The following is a 21,741-nucleotide window of genomic DNA, read 5'->3' as shown; positions in this document are numbered from 1 at the left end:
GGGGAGTCTAGGGGTCAGGCCGCCGTGAAGGTCGTGGGGGCTTGCGGGAGCATGGCCGGATCGAACGTGCGGGCGAGGTCCGCGAGGGGCTGCGGGTCGAGGCCGACGCTCGCGAGGAGCTCGTTCCGGACCTCCTCGGGTGTCTGGCCCTGGGTGGCGCGGTCCTGGAGGGTGACCGAGCCGTGGCGCTTGGCCAGGCGGGCGCCGTCGGGGCCGAGCATCAGCGGCACGTGGGCGTAGCTCGGGGTGGGGAGGCCGAGGACCCGCTGGAGGTGGATCTGGCGCGGGGTGCCCTCGAGCAGGTCTGCTCCGCGGACGACCTCCTCGACGCCCTGGGCCGCGTCGTCGACGACGACGGCGAGGTTGTAGGCGGGGGCGCCGTCGTTGCGGCGGATGACGAGGTCGTCGACGACGCCCTCCGCGTCGCCCATGACGCGGTCGTGGAAGCGGACGACGGCCGCTTGGGCGTCGAGGCGCAGGGCGGGGGCGCGGCCTTCGGCCTCCTTGGCCGCCCGCTCCGTCGCGGTGAGGCGGCGGCAGGTGCCGGGGTACGCGCCCTCAGGCAGCGGGCCGTGCGGCGCGGAGGCGGCCTCCTTGATCTCGCGCCTGGTGCAGTAGCAGGGGTAGAGGAGGCCTTGCTCATCGAGCTGCGCGATCGCGCGCGCGTAGAGGTCGTGGCGCTGCGACTGGCGGACCGGAGCGCCGTCCCAGTCGACGCCGATCGCGCGCAGGTCGTCGAGCTGCTCGGTGACGAACTGCTCGCGCACGCGGCCGGTGTCGAGGTCCTCCACCCGCATGAGGAAGGCCGATCCGGCCGACCGCGCGAACAGCCACGCGAGCAGCGCGGTGCGCAGGTTGCCAAGGTGCAGCGTGCCCGTGGGGGAGGGCGCGTAACGGCCGATCACCCGATTGACGGTACCCTCGCGCCCTCGATGAGCACGGACACCCCGGACGATCGACTCGAGTGCCGCGCGTGCCGCGGCACGGGCAAGGTCATCAGCAACCTCGGCGGCACGCCGCACGAGGTCACCTGCCCCTGGTGCGAGGGAACGGGCCGCTTCATACCCGGCCACACCGCTCAGACCTCTGAAGATCGGACAGACGTCCAGGCGCAATAGCGCTCCTCAAAGTTCCGGCGCGGCGGACGATGACCTGGGCGAGCCAGGACCCTCGGGGCCCGGCAGACCACATCATCAGCCATCCCCGAGGAGGGGCCAGCACAATGCTTCACAAGCTGCGCACGCGCATGCAGGAGGAGAAGGGCTTCACGCTCATCGAGCTCCTCGTCGTCATCCTGATCATCGGCATCCTCGCCGCGATCGCTCTTCCGGCGTTCCTCAACCAGCGCGAGAAGGGCTGGGACGCGGACGCGAAGACCAACGCCCGTAACCTCGTCACGCACGTCGAGGCCTGCTCGGTCGACGACGGCGGCCAGTACGACCAGTGTGGTTCGGTGGAGGGCTCCGGCGTTCCGGCCGACAAGGTGACGCTCACCGTCACGCAGGACACCTTCACGATCACGTCCGAGTCGGATTCCGGCAAGGTCTACACCTACGCCCGCAACGCGGAGGGCCAGGTCACGCGGTCCTACACCGGCGACGGCGGTGGCAACTGGTAGGCACGTCGGCTGACGACACCTCCGTCTGACCGAAGGGCGGGCCGAACGGCCCGCCCTTCGTCGTTCTTGTGTGGAGAACCTCCTGCACAAGCTCAAGTTCGTTCGCGCCAAGCCGACCCTGTGGACGAATGGTCCGAACGTTCCGACACGCCAGCGCGCGACTGCGCGCCGAGGAGGGGGCCTTCCTCGTTGAGGTGATGATCACGTGCCTCGTCCTCGCGGTCGCGAGCGTGAGCCTCCTGAAGGTCATGAACGCGTCCGGCAAGGCGTCTGGCATCGAGCGCCAGCGGAGCGTCGCCGCCGACCTGGCGCAGACCAAGCTGGACGAGCTGCGCGGCTCCAGCTACGAGACGCTCCGGATGCTGGGGACCGTCGTCGACCCGGTGAGGACCATCGGCGGGACCGCCTACACCGTCAAGACCGTTGCCACCCAGCACCCGGCGACGGAGAGCTCGACCGAGTGCACGGCGAGCCGCGGACGCGACCTCGTCCAGCTTGAGACGTCCGTCAGCTGGACGGGCATGGGAAGCGTCAAGCCGGTGCGGGTGGACACGTTCGTGGCGGCGCCGGTCGGCGGGTCGGGCGCGGTGCGCGCCTCGGTCGTCGATCGCAACGGCAAGGGCGTCCCCGACGCCACGGTCTCGTCCGGCGGTCGCGTCGCGACGACCGACCTCAACGGTTGCGCGCTGCTCTACCTCACTCCGGGCCAGCACGAGATCACCGCGCGCAAGCTCGACCACATCGCCCCGAGCGGCACGGACGCGCCGAAGGCGGCCGCGACCGTCGAGGCCGAGAAGACCGCCACCGTCTCCTTCACGCTCGATCGCCCCGGCGGGGTGAAGCTGCGCTTCCGCTACTGGCGGCCGGGCGAGCCGACCACGACGCACCACACCGGCGGCGATCCGAAGCGGCTGAGCATCAACAACTCCGGGATGGAGCTCCCGACCCGGGTTGCGATCGACAGCCTCGCGGCGGACGGCACGCTCGTGGTCAAGGGGCTCTTCCCGTTCACCGGCCAGTACTCGTTCTGGGCCGGTGGCTGCGACGACCGGATCCCGCCGCTCCCGAACCCTGGGTTCGTCGTCACTCCGGGCGTGATCCCGACGACGTCTGTCGACGTCAACCTCTACCCGCTGAACATCTCGGTCCGCAACGGCAGCCTCTCGACCTTCCCGGGGGACATGCGGATCAGGGTGCAGAACACGACGTGCGAGCCGGGCGTGACGTGGACGCCCGACATCATCCCGTTGCCCACCAACGCCAACCGGCGGACCATCGCGCAGAACGGTTTCCCGTACGGCGGCGGCTACCGCGTCTGCGTGTCGAGCGCGAGTCAAAGCCGCTACCACCTCGTCTCGAACCTCTCGACGGCGACGATCGCCTCCAACGGCACGTGGCCGCCGAACGCCGGCACCGCGACCGAGCTCAACCTGCAGACGTCGACCGGTTCGAACTGCCCCGGGTTCCCCTGATGCGCCGGGAGGACGGATACAGCCTGGTCGAGCTGCTCGCGGCGATCCTCGTCGGGATGGTCGTGCTGCTCGCCATGTTCGCGATGTTCGACGCGGGCACGAAGAACCACGCGCGCGTCGTCGACCGCGCGGAGACGACCCAGCGGCTCCGGACCGGGCTCGAGCGCATCACGACGTCGCTCAAGTCGGCGGTCTGCACCGACTCGGGCGAGCGGCCGGTGCTGACCGCGACGCCGACCGAGATCGCGTTCGTGTCCCGCACCGCGTCGCGACCCACCGGCGTCGCGTACACGGACGCCGCGCTCGAGAAGGTCTCGCTGGCGCTCGACGGCACGAACGTGCGGCGCCGCGTGTACCCGCTCAGCCCGACCGCCAACGGGACGCTGACGTTCGTCACGACGCCGTCGCGGAACGAGATCCTCCTGTCGAACGTCCGAGTTCCCGCGGGTGCGGACCTGTTCACCTACCAGGATCCCGCCGGCAACCCCATCGCCGTCGCGGCATCGAGGATCGACGCCGCGCGCGTGCGCGTCCGCCTGATCGCCAACGCCCGCGGCCGGGACCGCAACGTCGACGCGGCGGCCGACACCACCGTGCTGCTGCGGACCGACGACCCGACCGACCCCGACAACGTCCCGGAGTGCTGAGCATGGGTCGCTTCCGAGAGCTCGTCCGCGGCGAGCGCGGCTTCACGATGGCGCCGATGATGGCGTCCCTGCTCGCGCTGCTCATCATCGGCGGCGCGACTGCGGCGGCCGTCAGCCGGAGCAGCGGCCCGACGACGCACGACCGCGAGCGCAAGCAGGCGCTCGCGGCCGCCGAGGCCGGCGTCTCTGACTACCTCGCCCGCCTGCGCGTCAACGCGAACTACTGGTCGCTGTGCGCCGACCCGGCCAACAAGGCGCTGAACCAGCCGCGTCCGGCGACGCGCGGATGGTCCGACCCCCTGCCGGGGACGACCGCGCGCTACTCGCTCGAGCTGCTCCCGGTGAAGGACAGCAGCGGCAAGCAGTGGACGCAGTGCAGCACCGCCGAGCCGGACAAGAGCATGCTCGACGCCTTCGGATCGTTTCGCATCCGCGCGACGGGCGAGGCGGCGCCCGGCGGCGCACGGCGGTCGCTCATCGCGACCTACCGCCCGGGCGGCTTCCTGAACTACGTCTACTACACCGAGTACGAGACGTCAGATCCGGCCTGGTACGTGAAGGACTCGTGGGGCCACCCGACCAGCGGCCGCGGCAACACCACTGGCAGCACCTACTACAACATCAAGGACTGGGCGACGCTCGCCTGCAAGCGGCACTACTTCGAGAACCGCGCCGGGCAGACCTGGGCAGGTTCCGGCAGCAACCGCGGCATCTTCGGCGTCCGCGACTACTACGGCTCGGTCGTCGCTGACCCGGGCAAGTGGAACCCCTGGGACGCCAACTGCACGGAGATCCAGTTCGCCGACGGCGACAAGGTGCTCGGGCCGCTCCACACGAACGACTCGATCCTCCTGTGTGGCTCGCCGCAGTTCGGCGAGAAGTCGACCGACCGCATCGAGGTCAACGGCCCGGGGCAGGGCTGGCGCGGCTGCAACGGCAACGCGTCGCCGAACAAGGTGGGGCAGTGGGTGCCGAACAGCGGCTCCATCACGCTCCCTGACTCGAACTCGACGCTCAAGCAGGACGCCCCCGCGCGGCTGCGATTCCGCGGCAAGACGACGATCGAGTTCAAGGCCGGCGGCATGGTCGTCAACGGCTACCAGGACGACGGCACGAAGCTCGAGAACGTCACCGTCAACCTGAACGACGGCGAGGTCATCTACGTCGACGACGATCCGACGCGCCCGTGCGGGGAGACCTACGACCCGCTCGAGCCGTACAACGAGCCCGCGGGCTGCGGCAACGTCTACGTCAAGGGGACCTACGACCGGTCGCTCACCGTCGGCGCCAAGAACGACATCATCGTCAACGGCAACCTCAAGCGCGCGAACGACGGCGTCGTCTTCGGGCTGATCTCCGACAACTGGATCCGCGTCTACCACAAGTTCGACCTGATCCGGTCGAGTAACGAGGTCGTCGGTTGCCGGACGAGCGAGAAGCTGCCGAGCCCGGTGCAGATCGACGCCGCGATCCTCTCCCTGAAGCACTCGTTCACGGTGGACGGCTACTTCTGCGGGCCGGACAAGCTCGGCACGCTGACGATCCGTGGCGCGATCGGGCAGATGTACCGCGGCCCGGTCGGCACGGGGGGCAACTCGTCGGGCGGCACGGGCTACCTGAAGGACTACCGGTACGACCGGCGCCTGCAGTTCCGCTCCCCGCCCCGCTTCCTCGACCCCGTCCTCCCCAACTGGCAGATCCGGTCCGTCACCGAGCAGATCCCCGCAGAGGCATGACCCCCATCGTCCTGAGCACCACGACCTTCGGCCTTCTCCTTGGCTCCTTCCTCAACGTCGTCGCATACCGGCTGCCACGCAAGCGCTCGGTCGTGACCGGCCGCTCGGGCTGCCCGTCCTGCGGCGAGATGGTGCGGTCGTACGACAACATCCCGGTCGTCTCGTGGCTGCTGCTGCGTGGCAAGTGCCGCCACTGCGCGGCGCCGATCTCGCCGCAGTACCCGATCGTGGAGGCCGGGACGGCGGCGCTCATGGCGGCCGTCGCGCTCGTGCACCACGACGACACGGCGAAGCTCGTCCTCGGGCTCGTGCTCGTCGCGTTCCTCGTGCCGCTGACGCTGATCGACCTCGAGCACCGGCTGTTGCCGAACGTCCTGACGGGGCCGGCGGCCATGGTCGCGATCGTGCTCGGCCTCGCGCTCGACGCGGGCGGCGAGCCCGAGCGGCTGATCGCCGGCGTCGGGGCCGCCACGTTCTTCCTCGTCGCCGCGCTCGCGTACCCGGGCGGGATGGGGATGGGCGACGTCAAGCTCGCCGGCGTGCTGGGGCTCTTCCTGGGCGCTCCGGTCGTCGTCGCGCTGCTCGTCGCGCTCGTGACTGGCGTGGTCGCCGGGGCCGCCGTCATGGCCCGCAAGGGCGTGGCCGCGGGCCGCAAGACGAAGGTCCCGTTCGGGCCGTTCCTCGCCCTCGGAGGGGTCGTCGCGATCCTCGCGGGCGCCGAGCTGCTCGACGCATACACGTCCACGTTCGTGTAAGCGGCCAAGGGCCCTGCACGCGCTAAAGAAGCGCGTCAGGGTGCCGACTGATCGGTGCGACATGGCACGTCGCTCCCGCAACAAGTCCGTCGTCGGCGTCGAGATCGAGCCCGGCGCCGTCACCGTCGCCCGCGTCGCGGTCAACGGGCACCTCGCGGTCGAGCAGGCCGCCACCGCTCCGCTCGAGCCGAACGTCGTCCGCGACGGCGAGGTCGTCGACGCGGAGGCCGTCGCCGCCGCGCTGCGCGAGATCTGGAGCGAGCACAAGGGGCTCGCCAAGAACGTCCGCGTCGGCGTGGCGAACGCGCGGATCGTCATGCGCGTCCTGGACCTCCCCGAGCTCTCCAACCCGAAGGAGCTCGAGGCGGTCGTCCGCTTCCACGCCGAGCAGGAGCTGCCCATGCCGCTCGACTCGGCGGTCCTCGACCACCAGGTCATCGGCTCGGTCGTCACGCCCGACGGCCCGCGCCTGCGCGTCGTCATCGTCGCCGCACGCCGCGAGATGATCGAGCGCGTCGTCCAGAGCGTCCGCGCCGCGGGGCTGAAGATCGAGGGCATCGACCTCTCCGCCTTCGCGATGGTCCGCGCGCTCAAGCGCGACGACGAGCCGACGCTCTACGTCGCCGTCGGCGGGACCACGAACCTCGCGGTCGCCGACGACCGCGGCTGCCTCTTCACGCGCGTCACCGGCGGTGGCCTGGAGGCCATGGTCCACGCGCTGTCCGAGCGCCTGAGCGTCTCGGTCGAGACCGCGCGCGACTTCGTCACGCGCGCCGGCTTCGAGGGCAAGGGCTTCGACATGGCCGAGGACGGCGAGGCGGTCGCGATGACGCGCACCACGCTCGCCGCGGGCGTCCGGCAGATCGCCGGCGAGATCCGCTCCTCGCTCGACTTCCACCAGGCGCAGTCCGGCGACGAGGCCGCGGTCCAGAAGGTCGTGCTGACCGGGCCCGCCGTCGCCGTCCCCGGCTTCGCCGAGACGCTGTGCACCGAGCTCGGCCTGCCGGTCGAGACGCGCGGCGTCGCCGAGGTCGGCACCGACGTGGACGACATCGACCCCGCGCGGCTGAGCATCGCCGCCGGGCTGGCCGTGACGGAGGTCCCGGCATGAACGCCGTCAACCTGCTTCCGCCTGACCTGCGCCGCGGCTCGGGCGCGCCGAACCGCTCCGGCGCCGGCGTCTACGTCGCCCTCGGCGCGCTCGCGCTCGTGGTCGTGCTCGTCGCCGTCACCACGGTGATGAAGGGCCGCGTGTCGGACCGCGAGGCCGACCTGGTCCAGGCCGAGGCGGAGGCCGCCGCCGCCGAGCAGCAGGCGAGCGCGATCGCGCACTACCGCGACCTCGCGGCGCAGACCGGCTCGCGCGTGGAGAGCGTCCGCTCGGTCGCCCGCGGCCGGGTCGACTGGGCCGGCTCGCTGACCGAGGTCGGCCGCACGATCGGCACCAAGGTCGTCTTCAGCTCGCTCAACGCGACGTCGTCGCCGAGCGTCGGGGGCGGGGGCGGAGGCGGCGTGGCCGCGTCCGGGCTCCGTGCCGCCGTCACGGCGCCCGCGCTCGAGATCGTCGGCTGCGCCGAGAACCACCCGGCCGTCGCCCGGCTCATGGCCCGCCTGCGCGCGATGAACGACGTCAAGCGCGTCAGCCTCGCGTCGACCGAGCGCGAGGAGCCTGTCGGCGAGACCAACGTCGCCGAGGCCGGCAGCGGCGGGGGCGACGGCAGCGGCTGCACGACCAAGCTCCCGGCCAAGTTCACGATCGTCATCTGGCTCGAGGGCGGCCCGGACGCGAACGGGACGACCGCTGCCGCGACCGCGACGGCGACCGGCACCGCAGACGCCTCGACGGGCGCGAGCGGGACGTCGACCACCCCGGCCGAGACGTCCGGTGCGACCACGGCCGCGCCGACCACCACCACGCCGGGCACGGCGACGGCGCCGTCCACCACGTCGAACGCGAGCGGAGTCACCGAATGACCAAGCGCGACCGGATCGTCCTCGGCGTCCTCGCCGCTGTGGCCGTCGTCGCCGGGTTCTACCTGGCCGTGCTGAAGCCGACCTCGACCGAGCTCAACGACCTCGACGAGCAGGTCACGCAGGCCGAGACCCGCCGCGCGAACGCCCTGGCGCAGCTCAGCAGCGCGAGCACCGCGCGCGAGCAGTACAAGCGCGACCAGTCCACGCTCGCGGTGCTCGGCAAGGCCGTGCCCGCGGACGACGGCACGCCGTCCCTGCTGTACCAGCTGCACAAGGCCGCGCGCAGCGCCGGTGTCGACTTCGACGACATCACCGTCGGCGGCGCCGGGAGCGGCTCGAGCACCAGCGGCACCACTGATGGGACGCCGGGGGCGACGCAGGGCCCGTCCGGCCTCGAGCAGCTGCCCCTGCAGATCACCTTCCAGGGCGACTTCTTCAAGCTCGACAAGTTCCTCCGCGCGCTGCACCGCTTCGCGAGCATCGGCGACGAGAAGGTCGACGTCCGCGGCCGCCTGCTGACCGTCGACGCGGTCGAGCTCACGCCGTCCGAGGACGGGCTGCCGAAGCTCCAGGCGAAGGTCACCGCGAACGCCTACGTCGCGCCGAAGAGCACCGGGGGCGGCACGGCCTCCGCGACCTCCACGTCCACCGCGACCGCGACGAGCGGCAGCACGTCCACCGACGCCGCTGCGACGCCGTCCACGACCACCTCCGGAGCCAACTGATGAGCGTCCTGCGCAACATCCTGAGCGACCTGATCGAGAAGCGCCTGTGGCCGATCGCGGTCGCGCTCCTGGCCGCCCTCGTGGCCGTGCCGGTGGTGCTGGGCGGCGGTGACGACAGCGAGCCAATCGCGGCGATCCCGCCCGCCTCGGCAAGCGTCGGCGAGACCGTCGACGGCGCGGTCACCGAGACGGAGCTGCAGGGCGCGGCGACGCCGGGCGTCAAGCACGACCCGTTCCGCAAGCGCGAGTCCGCGCAGAAGAAGACCTCCACCACCCCGACCGGCGGCACGTCCTCCGGCGGGTCGGACGGCGGCTCCGGCTCCACCGGCGGCACGGCGTCCGGCGGCGGGACCGGCTCGGACGACACCGGCCTCGACGACGTGGGCGTCGTGCCCGTCGGCGGCGACGACGGCGGCAGCGGCTCCGGTTCCGGCAGCGGCTCAGGCTCGACGAAGTCCAACGACAAGGACTCGTGGCGCGTGGACCTGCGGTTCGGCAAGGACGGCTCGCTGAGCGCGAAGACGAACGTCGCGCGCCTGAGCCCGCTCCCGAGCCAGACCGACCCGTTCTTCATCTTCCTCGGCGTCCAGGCCGACGGGAAGACCGCGCTCTTCCTCGTCTCGTCCGACGCGACGGCGACCGGCGACGGCACCTGCAAGCCGACCCCGCAGAACTGCGACCGCGTCGAGCTGCAGGAGGGCGAGACCGAGTTCTTCGACGTCGTCACGCCGGACGGCCAGACCGTCCAGTACCAGCTCGACCTCGTGAACGTCGAGCGCGAGACCAAGGCCAGCGCGGCGGACGCCAGCGCCGCCCGCGAGCGCGAGTCGAAGGCCGGCCGCGAGGCGCTCCGCAGCGCCGTCAAGACCGGCCAGGTCGAGGTCGCGGACCTCGCGTACTCGACCAAGCTCGGGCTGGTCGTCCCGTCCGGCACCGTCACGGCGAACGCCTCGGGCTCGCTCTTCGGCGGCTACCGCGTCGACCTCCAGTTCGGCGCGCCGGGCGAGCTCGTCAAGCGCTACAACCTCGCCCGCCTCACGCCGCTGCCGTCGATCGACGACCCGTCGTTCATCTACCTCGGCGTGCTCGGCGACGGTGACACCGCGCTCTTCCTCAACCCGTCCCGCGCGGTCGCCGCCGGCGACGCCGTCTGCGAGCCGACGCCGGAGCAGTGCGACCGGGTCAAGCTCGCCGCCGGCCAGCGCGCGACGTTCGCGGCTCCCACCCTGAACGGCGCGACGAACGACTACGAGCTGCAGATCGACGGCATCGAGCCGATCGAGGCCGAGTCCGAGGAGGCCGCCGCCGCGTCCCGCACTCGCGAGTCGCCCGCCGGCCGCGTGATCCTGCGCCGCCTGATCACCGAGGTCGGCACGCTCGTCCAGGGCCTGACGTTCTCCGGTGAGGCCGGCACGCTCGAGCAGGAGCCGCCGACGGCCGCTCCCGCCCCCGCCACACCGGCCGGCTGAGCGCGAAGCCGCCCAATATCCTCAGCGCCACATGGCGCTGAGGATGACCACCGCCGGCGAGTCGCACGGGCCCGGCCTGACCTGCATCGTCGAGGGCCTGCCCGCAGGCCTCGAGCTGGACCGCGAGGCGATCGCGCGTGACATGGCCCGCCGCCAGCTGGGCCACGGCCGCGGTGGCCGGATGAAGATCGAGAAGGACTCGGCGGAGGTCAAGAGCGGCGTCCGCCACGGCAAGACGCTCGGCGGCCCGATCTCGCTGTGGGTGGTGAACCGCGACTACCAGAACTGGGAGGAGCGGATGAACCCGTGGCCGGTGGAGTCCGAGGTCAAGGAGGTCCACCTCCCGCGCCCGGGCCACGCCGACCTCGTCGGCGTCTGGAAGTACCGCCAGACGGACGTCCGCAACATCCTCGAGCGCGCGTCCGCGCGCGAGACCGCCGCGCGCGTCGCCGGCGGCACGCTCGCGAAGGCGTTCCTCCGCGCGCTCGGCGTCGAGGTCGTCTCCCACGTCGTCCAGATCGGCCCGATCCACGCCGACGTCCCGCACGACGTCGCGCTCGAGTCGTTCGAGGGCGTCGACGACGACCCGGTCCGCTGCCTCGACGCGGGCGCCTCGGCCGAGATGGTCGCCCACATCACCGCGCAGCGGAAGAAGAACGAGTCGATCGGCGGCGTCTTCGAGGTCCGCGCGTTCGGCGTCACGCCCGGCCTGGGCTCCCATGTCTCGTGGGAGGAGCGCCTCGACGGCCGCCTCGCGGGCGCGCTCGCGTCGATCCAGTCGTGCAAGGGCGTCGGGCTCGGCGAGGGCTTCGATCTGGCCGGCAAGCCCGGCTCCCAGGCGCACGACGAGATCTTCTTCGACGAGGAGCGCGGCTACTACCGCGAGACCAACCACTCCGGTGGCCTGGAGGGCGGCATGACGACGGGCGAGCCGCTGGTCGTGCGCGCCGCGCTCAAGCCGATCCCCACGATGACCAAGCCGCTGCGCTCGGTCGACATCGAGACCCACGAGCCCACGCAGGCGCTGCGCGAGCGCACCGACTCCTGCGTCGTGCCCGCGGGCGCGGTCGTGGGGGAGGCGATGGTGGCGGTCGTGCTCGCCAAGGCCTACCGCGACAAGTTCGGCGGCGACCACATCGACGACGTGCTAGAGGCGCTCGACCGCTACGAGGAGCGCATCGGCTGGACGCGCCGCCGCGCGCGGGCCTAGTGGGCGCGCCGCTCGTCTTCATCGGCTTCATGGGGGCGGGGAAGTCGACCGCCGCCAAGCACGCTGCCGCCGCGCTCGGCGTCGACGCGATCGACACCGACGCGATCTTCGAGGAGCGGCACGGCCCGATCGACGTCTACTTCCGCGAGCACGGCGAGCCCGACTTCCGCGCGCGGGAGGAGGAGATCGTCGTCGAGGCGCTCGGCCGCGACGGCTCCGCGCCGCCGGTCGTCTCGCTCGGCGGCGGGAGCGTCGAGATCCCCGCGGTGCGCGAGGCGCTCGCGGGGCGGACGGTCGTGTGGATCGACGCCGACGCCGACGTGTGCTGGCGCCGCTGCCGGGGCACTGGCCGGCCGCTGGCCGCCGACCGCGACGAGTTCCTGCGCCGGCACGTCCGCCGGCGCCCGCTCTACGAGACGCTGGCGACGGTCGTCCTGCCCGCCGCGAGCGCGGTGACGGCCGCGCTGCCGACGATCCGCGCGCTCCCGCCCGGCGCCCGCATGGCCTGGGCGCACACCGCGGGCGGCGACTACCCGGTCGTGGTCGGCCACGGGGTGCGGACGCTCGACGTCGGCGCGCCCGGCCGCGCGTTCACCATCACCGACGACAGCGTCGGCCGGCACTGGGCCCCCGACGCGTCGTTCAGCGTCCCGGCCGGCGAGGCGTCCAAGTCGATCGCGACCGCGACGCAGCTGTGGGCGGCGCTCGCGGAGGGCGATGTCACGCGCGGCGACCACGTGCGCGCGGTCGGCGGCGGCGTGGTGGGGGACCTGTCGGGCTTCGTCGCCGCGACCTACCAGCGCGGGATCCCGGTCGTGCAGGTGCCGACGAGCGTGGTGTCGCAGGTCGACGCGGCGATCGGCGGCAAGACCGGCGTCGACATCCCCGGCGGCAAGAACTACGTCGGCGTCTACCACCAGCCGACTGCGGTGCTCGCCGACCTCGACACGCTCGAGACGCTCCCCGAGAGCGAGCACAGCGCGGGCTACGCCGAGGTCGTCAAGACGGCGCTGATCGCGGGCGGCTCGCTCTGGGACGCGGTCGCGAGCGGCGGGCCGGTCGACGCGGACGTGATCTTCGCGTGCGCGCGCACGAAGGTGCAGGTCGTCGGCGCGGACGAGCGCGACGGCGGGCGCCGGCAGGTCCTCAACCTCGGGCACACGGTCGCGCACGCGCTGGAGACGCTGAGCGGCTACACGCTCTCGCACGGGCGTGCGGTGGCGCTCGGGCTGCTCGCGGCGCTGCGGCTGAGCGGCCAGGACGCGCTGCGGGCGCAGGTCGCGGAGCTGCTCGCGGCCCGCGGGCTGCCCACCACCATCGAGGGCTTCGACGCCCGCGCGGTCGTGGACGCGACCCGGCGCGACAAGAAGCGCACGGGGGACACGGTGCCGTTCGTCCTCGTCGGCGGGCCGGGCGACGTGACGCACGGTCACCGCGTCGAGGACGCCTCCGTGATCGCGGCCGTGGAAGAGTTGGGCCGCACATGAAGAACCGGATCGCGGTCCTGCACGGCGTCAACCTGGATCAGCTCGGGCGGCGTGACCCCGGCCACTACGGCGGCCTGAGCTTCGACGAGCTGGAGCGCAAGATCGGCGACTTCGCGCGCGAGCTGGGGCTCGACGCGCGGTTCTTCCAGACCAACCACGAGGGCGAGCTGGTCGAGCACCTGCACCGGCTCGACGGGATGGTCGACGCGATCGTGTTCAACCCGGGCGCGTGGACGCACTACTCGTACGCGATCCGGGACGCGCTGGAGCTGACCGGGCTGCCGTGCGTGGAGGTGCACCTGTCGGACGTGATGGCGCGCGAGGAGTTCCGCCGTGTGTCGGTCATCCGCGACCTGTGCGTCGAGACGGTCTCCGGGCAGGGGCCGGACGGATATCGCGCCGCGCTGGTGCGGCTGAAGGAGGAGCTGGGAGCATGAGCACGCGCGTCGCGTCGGTGTTGGAGTCGTTGGCCGAGCGCGAGCTGGACGCGCTGATCGTCACCGGGCTGGTGAACGTGCGCTGGCTGACGGGCTTCACCGGCTCGTCGGGCCTCGCGGTGATCGGCCACGACGTCTGCCGGTTCGTCACCGACTTCCGCTACCTCACGCAGGCCGACGAGGAGGTCTCCGAGGGGTTCACGCGCGAGATCGCGCAGGACCTGCTGGAGAAGGGCGCCAGCGCGCTCCCGGCCGGGCGGGTCGGGTTCGACGACACCGAGATGAGCGTCAAGACGTTCGCGCGGCTGCAGGAGCTGGTCGGCGACGGCGTCGAGCTGGTGGGCGCGGGCGGCCTGATCGAGGAGCTGCGGCTCGTCAAGGACGCCGAGGAGATCGAGAAGGTGCGCGCGGCGGCGCGGCTGGCCGACGAGGCGCTGACCGAGGTGCTCGAGGGCGGGATCGTCGGCAAGACCGAGCAGGCGGTCGCGCTCGAGCTCGAGTTCGCGATGCGCCGCCGGGGCGCGTCGGCCGTCTCGTTCCCGCCGATCGTCGCCGCGGGCGCACACGGCGCGCTCCCGCACGCGCAGCCGCGCGATGTGGTGATCCCGTCCGGGACGCTCGTCGTGATCGACTGGGGCTGCGTGCTCGACGGCTACGCGTCGGACTGCACCCGCACGTACGCCACGGGCGACCTGGATCCCCGCGACCGCGCGGTGTACGACAAGGTCCTGGAGGCGCAGGAGGCGGCGCTCGCCGCGGTGAAGCCGGGCCCGCTCGGCAAGGAGGTCGACGCGGTCGCGCGCGACATCATCGCCGCTGCCGGCCACGCCGAGCACTTCGGCCACGGCCTCGGCCACGGCGTCGGCCTCGAGGTCCACGAGGGCCCGCGCCTGAGCGTCAAGGGCGAGACCGCACTCGCGGCCGGCCAGATCGTCACCGTGGAGCCCGGCATCTACCTCCCCGGCCAGGTCGGCGTCCGCATCGAGGACCTCGTCGCGGTCACGCCCGACGGCCACGACGTCCTCTCCTCGCTCCCCAAGGCGCTCACCACCGTCGCGTAGAGGTCACAGGTCGGGCGGCAGGGGGCCGATACCCTGGGTCGACGCGGTTCTTCCGTGCGCATCCGCGCGCGCGTGACGCCAGAACGGGCCGCTCTCCCGCCTCCTCACGAAGACGCACAGATGACCCAGAACCGCTCCGACCTGCGCAACGTGGCGATCATCGCCCACGTCGACCACGGCAAGACCACCCTCGTCGACGCGATGCTGCGTCAGACCGGCGCGTTCCGCGAGGGCGCGGAGGTCGACGACCGGGTCATGGACTCGATGGACCAGGAGCGCGAGCGCGGGATCACGATCCTCGCCAAGAACGCCGCGATCCGGTACGAGGGCACGAAGATCAACATCGTCGACACGCCCGGGCACGCCGACTTCGGCGGCGAGGTCGAACGCGGGATGACGATGGTCGACGGCGTGCTCCTGCTCGTGGACTCCTCGGAGGGCCCGCTCCCGCAGACGCGGTTCGTGCTGCGCAAGGCGCTCGAGGCGCGCCTGAAGATCGTGCTCGTCATCAACAAGGTCGACCGCCCCGACGCGCGCGTGGAGGAGGTCGTCACCGAGGTGGAGGAGCTGTTCCTCGACCTCGACGCCGACGAGGACCAGATCGACTTCCCGGTCGTCTACTGCAACGCGAAGGCCGGCCACGCCTCGACCGAGTCGCCCACCGACCTCGCGCCCAACCTCCGCCCGCTGCTCGACCTGCTCGTCGAGACCATCCCGCCGCCGGAGTACGACGAGACCGCCCCGCTGCAGGCGCACGTCACGAACCTCGACGCGTCCCCGTACGTCGGCCGCCTCGCGATCTGCCGCATCCACAACGGCACGATGCGCAAGGGTCAGAACGTCGCGTGGATGCGCGCCGACGGCACGACCGAGACCGCGAAGCTCACCGAGGTCTACGTCAACGAGACGCTCGGCCGCGTCGACGCGGAGGAGGCCGGCCCGGGCGAGCTCGTCGCCATCGCCGGCATCCCGGAGGTCATGATCGGCGACACGCTCGGCGACCCCGCCGACCCGCGGCCGCTCCCCGTCATCACCGTGGACGAGCCGTCGCTCTCCGTCGTCGTCGGCATCAACACGAGCCCGCTCGCCGGCCGCGACGGCACGAAGCTCACCGCGCGCCTGCTCAAGAACCGCCTGGATCAGGAGCTGGTCGGCAACGTGTCGCTGCGCGTCAACGACACCGATCGCCCGGACGCGTGGGAGGTCCAGGGCCGCGGCGAGCTGCAGCTCGGCGTGCTCGTCGAGGGCCTGCGCCGCGAGGGCTTCGAGCTCACCGTCGGCCAGCCGCAGGTGCTCGTCCGCGAGATCGACGGCAAGCGCCACGAGCCGTTCGAGCACGCGACGATCGACGTCCCGGAGGAGCACGTCGGCGTCGTCACGCAGCTGCTCGCCGAGCGCAAGGGCCGCATGACCGAGATGGTCAACCACGGCACCGGCTGGGTCCGGATGGAGTACCGCCTGCCGGCCCGCGGCCTGATCGGCTTCCGCACCGAGTTCCTCTCCGAGACCCGCGGCACCGGCGTGCTGCACCACGTCTCCGACGGCTACGAGCCGTGGGTGGGCGAGCTGCGCACCCGCACGACGGGCTCGCTCGTCGCCGACCGCGCGGGCGCCGTCACGGGCTACGCGTGCTTCCAGCTGCAGGACCGCGGCTCGCTCTTCGTCGAGCCGACGGACGAGGTCTACCAGGGCATGATCGTCGGCGAGCACGTCCGCCCGGAGGACCTGGACGTCAACGCCGTCCGGCCGCGCAAGCTCACCAACCACCGCTCCTCGACGGCGGAGGAGCTCGAGCGGCTCATCCCCAAGCGGACCCTGTCGCTCGACCAGGCGCTGGAGTTCCTGCGCGAGGACGAGTGCGTCGAGGTGACGCCGGCGGCCGTCCGGCTGCGCAAGGTGCAGCTCGACCCGGTGCAGCGCCAGAAGGCCGCGCGCCAGGCCAAGCAGGCCGCCGGCGTCTCGTAGCGCAGCGCCGGCTCAGGCCGTCTCGAAGCGGCTCGTGCGGTCGCGGTAGCGGGCGAGCTCCTCGGAGCTCTCGCCCGCGCCGATCCGCGCGACGCCGATGTCGCAGCCGGCCTCGGCGGACGCCTCGGCGAGCACGGTCGCGCCGGCCGCGATGGCGGCCCACCGGGTCGGCGCCCAGATCGGGAACGTGCACTCCACCCAGCCGTCGTCGTTGGTCGCGACCTGGCTGGGGTACGGGGACGTGTCGTCGCTCCCGTACTTCTCGAGCGCGGTGAACAGGCGCTCGCAGCGGCTCTCGGTTTCAGACGCCGGGTTGCGGATCTCGAGCTCGGCCTCGACGATCCACAGGTGGTGGAAGTCCGCCATGCGGCGGAGACTACGCCTCTCGCGCTACCGCTTCATCCACACGCGCAGCCGCTCGCCGGGCTCGAAGCCCACCGAGCGGTAGAGCTGCTCGCCCTGCTCGGTCGCGACGACGCACGCGGCCGTGAGGCCCTCGAGCGCGTAGTGGCCGAGCACCGCGCGGAGCAGGTGCGCGCCGTGGCCGCGGCGCTGCGCGGCCGGCGGCGTGGCCATCGACCAGATGCCGAGCAGGTCCGGGTCCGCCGTGGCGACGAGGGCGGAGACCGCGTGGCCCTCCTCGTCGCGCAGCAGCCAGCCGTCGGCGCCGCGGGCGTCGTACAGGTCGCGGCCGATGACCTCGCTCCCGTCCAGTCCGAACGCGGCGGCGACGAGCTCGGCGACCTCCTCCAGCGCGTCCGGATCGACGACCCGCTCGACACGGGCGCTGGGCGCCTCGGCGTGGTGCGTGTCCAGCCGGCACGACATCAGCGTCGCCGCGCCCGCGGGGGTGAGCCCGAGCTCCTCGGCGACCCGCTGGACCTCGGGGGCCGCGTCGGCGCAGACGGCGATGCGGGCGGGACGGCGGCCGAGCGCCGCGACGGCGGCGCGCAGCTCGGCGGCGGCGTCCGGGCCGGTGGCGAGCAACGTCGCCAGACCGGTCGGCCGGAGGGCGTGCTGCCGCGCGCGATCGCGCAGCGGGGCCGGCGACATGAGCATGTCCGCGACGGTAGAGCCGGATGGCACGTGCTTGTGTGACGCGCCTCAAGTTCGTGGCGCGCGCGGGCTCGTGCCGGGGCGAGGCTGGCCCATATCTCTCACCGACCTTGCGCGTTCGGGGAACGGGGCATAGGGTGACCCGCGTTCGGCCGCCGGTAGGGGTACTTGCGCGGGCCGGACGACACGTTCCCGAGCAGGAGGAGGGACATGACCTCTCTGAGGACGAGGGCCGTAGCTGCCCTTGCCGTAGGCGGCGCCGCGCTGGCGCTGCCGGCGTCGGCGTTCGCGATCGACGAGATCAACACCAAGAAGCTGCGCGACCAGGTGACGGTCAGCGGCATCATGCAGCACCAGCGGACCTTCCAGGCGATCGCGAACCGCAACGGCGGCACGCGCGTCTCCGGCACGGCCGGCTACGACGAGTCGGCCGCGTACGTGAAGCAGCGGCTCGAGCGGGCCGGCTACACGGTCACCCAGCAGCAGTTCACGTTCCCGAAGTTCACCGAGACGTCGTCGTCGATGGCGCAGGTCTCACCGACCCCCGCGACGTACGAGACGGCGCTGTACGAGTACTCCGGCTTCACCGACGCCGACGGCGTCACCGGACGGGTCGTGCCGGCGCTCAACAACGTCATCCCGGCGACGCCGACGCCGTCCTCGGACGCCGGCTGCGCGCCTGAGGACTTCGCACCCGCGTCGGCGACCGAGGACGAGATCGCGCTCGTCCAGCGCGGCGGCTGCAACTTCCGCGTGAAGGCCGAGAACGCCGCCGCCGCCGGCTACGACGCGGTGATCATCTTCAACGAGGGCAACCCGGAGCGGACCGAGCTCTTCGTCGGCACGCTCGACCCGCCGCAGATCACGATCCCGGCGCTCGGGCTCTCCTACGCCGACGCCGTCGAGCTGATCGAGGCCACGCAGACCGGTGACGTCGTGCTCACCGTGACCGCCGCGGGGACGTACGACCCGGAGGTCGAGACGAGCAACATCATCGCCGACTCCAAGCAGGGCGATCCGTCGAAGGTGCTCGTCGTGGGCGCGCATCTGGACTCGGTCGACGACGGGCCGGGCATCAACGACAACGGCAGCGGCTCCTCGGGCATCCTCGAGATCGCCGAGGAGATCGCGGAGAACAAGATCAAGCCGCGGCAGAAGCTGCGGTTCGCGTTCTGGGGCGCGGAGGAGAGCGGCCTGCTCGGCTCCTACCACTACGTCGAGTCGCTCGGCGACGAGGGGATCCAGGACATCTTCGCCAACCTGAACTTCGACATGATCGGGTCGCCGAACTACGTGCGCTTCGTGTACGACGGCGACGGCTCGCACACCACCGACCCGGCGACGGGCGAGCCGGTGATCGGGCCGCCCGGCTCGGCGCAGATCGAGACGCTGTTCAACTCGTACTTCTGGGGCCAGGGCCTCGGGACCGAGCCGACGGCGTTCGACGGGCGCTCGGATTACGGGCCGTTCATCGAGGTCGGCATCCCGGCCGGCGGCCTGTTCTCCGGCGCGGAGGGCGTGAAGACGGCCGAGCAGGCGGCCGAGTACGGCGGGACCGCGGGTGCGCCGTACGACCCGTGCTACCACCAGGCCTGCGACACGATCACGAACCTGAGCACGGCCGCGCTGTTCGAGCTGGGTGACGGCGCCGCGCACGCGGTGCAGACGCTGGCGCAGACGAAGACCGGGTTCTACGAGGACGGGTCGCGCGTCGCGACCCGCAAGGCCGGCGTGCGGCTCGGGCACCACGCCGACCACGCCGTCCGCTAGGGGGTGGGCCACGACCGCCGCGCGCCGGGCCGGAACCGGCGCGCGGCGGGCCGTGTGCGTCTCGAGGGGTCGCTTCGGCCACCTGAGGTTGCAGAGTCGCGCGCGGTGTCTGTAGCGTCGCTCCATGACCGTGAGTCAGAGGCGCGCCGCGGGGGCCGCGCAGCTGATCCGGCGCCGCGCCGGGACGCTCGCCTACCTCGCCAAGCTCCAGCGCCTGTCCCCCGACTGGCCGCGCATCGCGCGCGCGAAGCTGCGGCCCGAGACGCCGCTCCCACCGATCCGCCTGCGGGACGGGACGGTGCTCCACCACGGACCGCTCGACGACCCGGTTCTGATGCTGCACGAAGTTCACGTCGCGCGGTTCTACGGCATCGACGAGCCGGCGCCCGACGGTGCGCTGCTGCTCGACGTCGGCGCCAACATCGGCGCGGTCTCGCTCTACCACCTCGCCCGCGCGCCCGGCCTGCGCGCGCACGCGTACGAGCCCAACCCGGCCACCGCCGAGGTCCTGCGCGAGAACGTCCGCGCGAACGGCCTGGCCGACCGCGCGGCCGTGCACGCCGAGGCGATGACCGGGGCGGTCGGGGAGGTCGAGCTGTGGGTCGGCGGCCCGTCCCACCAGTCGCGCGCCTACGGCCATACGCCGACCGACGGCCAGACCCACCGCGTCACGGTGCCCACGGTCGGACTCGACACCGCGTGGGAGCGCGCGGGCGCCCGCCCGATCTGGCTGCTGAAGATCGACACCGAGGGCGCCGAGCGCGACATCCTCGAGGGCGCCTCCCACGAGACGCTCGCCGCGGTCCGCCACGCGATCGTCGAGACCCACGACGACATCGTCCCCGGCGCCCGCGGAGCCTGTCGCACCCTCCTGCGGGACGCGCACCTGACGATCACGCGCGAGACCCGCTTCCCGTGGAACGAGACCCTGGTCTACGCCAGCCGCATCTGACCGCCCGCGTGCCGCGAAGTACCCTCCCGGGCGGTCATGATCAGCACGAACCAGCTCAAGAACGGGAACCACATCGAGGTCGAAGGGACGATCTTCAAGGTCCTCGAGTTCCAGCACGTCAAGCCGGGGAAGGGCGGCGCGTTCGTGCGGACGAAGCTGCGCCGCGCGTCGGACGGCAACGTGATCGACCGGACGTTCCGCGCCGGCGAGAAGTTCCGCGCGGTGCGCACCGAGGCGCGCAAGATGCAGTTCCTCTACGGCGACGGCACCGACGCGCACTTCATGGACGCGGAGTCGTTCGAGCAGATGGCGATCCCGGAGGCGTCGCTCGCCGAGAAGCTCAAGTGGACCAAGCCGAACGACGAGGTCGACGTCCTCTTCATCGACGACGTCCCCGCCGACCTGCAGCTGCCGGCGTCGGTCGAGCTCGAGGTCACCGAGACGGAGCCGGGCCTGCGGGGCGACACGGCGTCGGGCGGCGGCAACAAGCCGGCCACGCTCGAGACGGGCGCGACGATCCAGGTCCCGCTGTTCGTCAACATCGGCGACCGCGTCAAGGTGCAGACCGAGACCGGCTCCTACATCAGCCGGGCGTAGTGTCGCGGCGCTCCGACCAGCGCCGTGAGGCCGCGTTCGCGCTCTACCAGCACGATCTGACGGGGCGCGAGCTGAGCGACGTCCTCCCGCGGGACGCGTCGTCGTTCACGCGCGCGCTCGCGTATGCGGCCGACGACTACACCGACGAAGCCGACGCGCTGATCGCCAAGCACTCGCGGGGTTGGTCGCTCGACCGCATCGCCCCGCTGGAGAAGGCGATCATGCGCATCGCGCTCACCGAGATGCTCCACCCGGACGCCGTGCCGGGGGAGACGCCCATCCCGGCCGAGGGCGCGATCGGCGAGGCGGTCGAGACGGCCAAGACGTTCTGCGGCGCCGACGCCCCGAAGTTCGTCAACGGCGTCCTGGACGCGGTGCTGCAGGAGCTGCGGCACGCGCCACCGGCGCAGGGCTGACGGCAGGAGGGACGAGCGCGATTATGTCGAATCGACCATCGTGCTCACCCTCGTCCCCACCTTCGCCACGATGACCGACGACCTCGACAACCTCATCGACCGCCTCGAGCGGGCCGCCGAGCAGCTGCGCTCCGGCGACCTGTCCCAGGACGCGGCGGCCAGCCTCGTCGAGGACTGCGCCGCGCTGGCCGGGCAGGCGGGTGCCGAGCTCGAGCGCCGCGCGCGGCAGGCCGCCGTCGAGCCGCTCCCGGGCCAGGAACCGCTCCTCTAGATGTAAGTCCTGAGGACGTTGTTTCGTCCGGGCCTCTTCGGAGGCTGGGTGGTGCCAACCACGCCCAGCTCTCCGAAGGAGGCACCGGATGCGGCTGCACGCTAACGCGGCGCTCAGTCTGAT

Annotated in this window: 22 protein-coding genes; 19 read left to right on the top strand and 3 right to left on the bottom strand. The window is 72.2% G+C overall.

Annotation, left to right across the window (positions count from 1 at the left end):
- Positions 1 to 14: 14 nt before the first annotated feature.
- Complete coding sequence (gluQRS, locus tag AC1UE5_RS03620; protein WP_482920711.1) at positions 15 to 905, bottom strand: tRNA glutamyl-Q(34) synthetase GluQRS; 891 nt, start codon at positions 903 to 905, stop codon at positions 15 to 17.
- Between the two features lie 317 nt (positions 906 to 1,222).
- Here gluQRS and AC1UE5_RS03615 point away from each other — a divergent pair, with 317 nt between their 5' ends.
- The 14 genes from AC1UE5_RS03615 to typA all read left to right on the top strand — a co-directional run bounded on the left by AC1UE5_RS03615 (position 1,223) and on the right by typA (position 16,556).
- Entirely contained in the window at positions 1,223 to 1,618 is a 396-nt protein-coding gene (locus AC1UE5_RS03615) for a type IV pilin protein (RefSeq protein WP_482920710.1), read from the top strand.
- A gap of 197 nt (positions 1,619 to 1,815) precedes the next feature.
- Positions 1,816 to 3,090 (top strand): hypothetical protein, encoded by a 1,275-nt coding sequence (locus AC1UE5_RS03610; protein WP_482920709.1) that lies wholly within the window; start codon positions 1,816 to 1,818, stop codon positions 3,088 to 3,090.
- Positions 3,090 to 3,737 (top strand): PilW family protein, encoded by a 648-nt coding sequence (locus AC1UE5_RS03605; RefSeq protein WP_482920708.1) that lies wholly within the window; start codon positions 3,090 to 3,092, stop codon positions 3,735 to 3,737. Before AC1UE5_RS03610 ends, AC1UE5_RS03605 begins: the two co-directional genes overlap by 1 nt.
- Positions 3,738 to 3,739: 2 nt before the next feature.
- Positions 3,740 to 5,473 carry a hypothetical protein gene (locus AC1UE5_RS03600; RefSeq protein WP_482920707.1) on the top strand — a complete coding sequence of 578 codons (1,734 nt, stop codon included), beginning with the start codon at positions 3,740 to 3,742 and terminating at the stop codon, positions 5,471 to 5,473.
- Positions 5,470 to 6,228 (top strand): prepilin peptidase, encoded by a 759-nt coding sequence (locus tag AC1UE5_RS03595; protein WP_482920706.1) that lies wholly within the window; start codon positions 5,470 to 5,472, stop codon positions 6,226 to 6,228. Before AC1UE5_RS03600 ends, AC1UE5_RS03595 begins: the two co-directional genes overlap by 4 nt.
- Positions 6,229 to 6,289: 61 nt before the next feature.
- A complete protein-coding gene (pilM, locus tag AC1UE5_RS03590) occupies positions 6,290 to 7,339 on the top strand; it encodes a type IV pilus assembly protein PilM (RefSeq protein WP_482920705.1) in 1,050 nt (349 codons plus the stop codon).
- Positions 7,336 to 8,202: a PilN family protein gene (locus AC1UE5_RS03585; RefSeq protein WP_482920704.1), complete on the top strand. Its 867-nt coding sequence runs from the start codon at positions 7,336 to 7,338 to the stop codon at positions 8,200 to 8,202. The genes pilM and AC1UE5_RS03585 overlap by 4 nt, the downstream gene beginning before the upstream one ends.
- Complete coding sequence (locus AC1UE5_RS03580) at positions 8,199 to 8,927, top strand: type II secretion system protein GspM (RefSeq protein WP_482920703.1); 729 nt, start codon at positions 8,199 to 8,201, stop codon at positions 8,925 to 8,927. The genes AC1UE5_RS03585 and AC1UE5_RS03580 overlap by 4 nt, the downstream gene beginning before the upstream one ends.
- Positions 8,927 to 10,396, top strand: a complete 1,470-nt coding sequence (locus tag AC1UE5_RS03575; RefSeq protein ID WP_482920702.1) for a hypothetical protein — start codon at positions 8,927 to 8,929, stop codon at positions 10,394 to 10,396. The genes AC1UE5_RS03580 and AC1UE5_RS03575 overlap by 1 nt, the downstream gene beginning before the upstream one ends.
- A 31-nt stretch (positions 10,397 to 10,427) precedes the next feature.
- On the top strand, positions 10,428 to 11,606 hold the full coding sequence (gene aroC / locus AC1UE5_RS03570; RefSeq protein WP_482920701.1) for a chorismate synthase: 1,179 nt from the start codon (positions 10,428 to 10,430) through the stop codon (positions 11,604 to 11,606).
- Complete coding sequence (locus AC1UE5_RS03565) at positions 11,606 to 13,093, top strand: bifunctional shikimate kinase/3-dehydroquinate synthase (protein ID WP_482920700.1); 1,488 nt, start codon at positions 11,606 to 11,608, stop codon at positions 13,091 to 13,093. Before aroC ends, AC1UE5_RS03565 begins: the two co-directional genes overlap by 1 nt.
- On the top strand, positions 13,090 to 13,530 hold the full coding sequence (locus tag AC1UE5_RS03560; RefSeq protein ID WP_482920699.1) for a type II 3-dehydroquinate dehydratase: 441 nt from the start codon (positions 13,090 to 13,092) through the stop codon (positions 13,528 to 13,530). Before AC1UE5_RS03565 ends, AC1UE5_RS03560 begins: the two co-directional genes overlap by 4 nt.
- Positions 13,527 to 14,591, top strand: a complete 1,065-nt coding sequence (locus tag AC1UE5_RS03555; protein WP_482920698.1) for a M24 family metallopeptidase — start codon at positions 13,527 to 13,529, stop codon at positions 14,589 to 14,591. The genes AC1UE5_RS03560 and AC1UE5_RS03555 overlap by 4 nt, the downstream gene beginning before the upstream one ends.
- Before the next feature lie 120 nt (positions 14,592 to 14,711).
- A complete protein-coding gene (gene typA, locus AC1UE5_RS03550) occupies positions 14,712 to 16,556 on the top strand; it encodes a translational GTPase TypA (RefSeq protein ID WP_482920697.1) in 1,845 nt (614 codons plus the stop codon).
- Between the two features lie 12 nt (positions 16,557 to 16,568).
- Here the strand turns inward: typA and AC1UE5_RS03545 are convergent, their stop codons facing one another.
- Together AC1UE5_RS03545 and AC1UE5_RS03540 are read right to left on the bottom strand one after the other, a co-directional pair.
- Positions 16,569 to 16,922: a hypothetical protein gene (locus AC1UE5_RS03545; protein WP_482920696.1), complete on the bottom strand. Its 354-nt coding sequence runs from the start codon at positions 16,920 to 16,922 to the stop codon at positions 16,569 to 16,571.
- Positions 16,923 to 16,946: 24 nt separating this feature from the next.
- A complete protein-coding gene (locus AC1UE5_RS03540) occupies positions 16,947 to 17,615 on the bottom strand; it encodes a GNAT family N-acetyltransferase (RefSeq protein ID WP_482920695.1) in 669 nt (222 codons plus the stop codon).
- 207 nt (positions 17,616 to 17,822) lie between these two features.
- Between AC1UE5_RS03540 and AC1UE5_RS03535 the strand changes: the two genes are divergently transcribed.
- The 5 genes from AC1UE5_RS03535 to AC1UE5_RS03515 all read left to right on the top strand — a co-directional run bounded on the left by AC1UE5_RS03535 (position 17,823) and on the right by AC1UE5_RS03515 (position 21,618).
- Positions 17,823 to 19,382 (top strand): M20/M25/M40 family metallo-hydrolase, encoded by a 1,560-nt coding sequence (locus tag AC1UE5_RS03535; RefSeq protein WP_482920694.1) that lies wholly within the window; start codon positions 17,823 to 17,825, stop codon positions 19,380 to 19,382.
- 124 nt (positions 19,383 to 19,506) lie between these two features.
- A complete protein-coding gene (locus tag AC1UE5_RS03530) occupies positions 19,507 to 20,334 on the top strand; it encodes an FkbM family methyltransferase (RefSeq protein ID WP_482920693.1) in 828 nt (275 codons plus the stop codon).
- Positions 20,335 to 20,370: 36 nt separating this feature from the next.
- Positions 20,371 to 20,931, top strand: a complete 561-nt coding sequence (efp, locus tag AC1UE5_RS03525; RefSeq protein WP_482920692.1) for an elongation factor P — start codon at positions 20,371 to 20,373, stop codon at positions 20,929 to 20,931.
- Positions 20,931 to 21,347, top strand: a complete 417-nt coding sequence (locus tag AC1UE5_RS03520; RefSeq protein ID WP_482920691.1) for a transcription antitermination protein NusB — start codon at positions 20,931 to 20,933, stop codon at positions 21,345 to 21,347. The genes efp and AC1UE5_RS03520 overlap by 1 nt, the downstream gene beginning before the upstream one ends.
- A 40-nt stretch (positions 21,348 to 21,387) precedes the next feature.
- Positions 21,388 to 21,618, top strand: a complete 231-nt coding sequence (locus tag AC1UE5_RS03515; protein ID WP_482920690.1) for a hypothetical protein — start codon at positions 21,388 to 21,390, stop codon at positions 21,616 to 21,618.
- The last annotated feature ends 123 nt before the right edge of the window (positions 21,619 to 21,741 follow it).

It is taken from the genome of Parviterribacter multiflagellatus (assembly GCF_056863265.1).
Note: the sequence above shows the minus strand (reverse complement) of the source record. Positions and strands in the feature narration are given on the sequence as shown.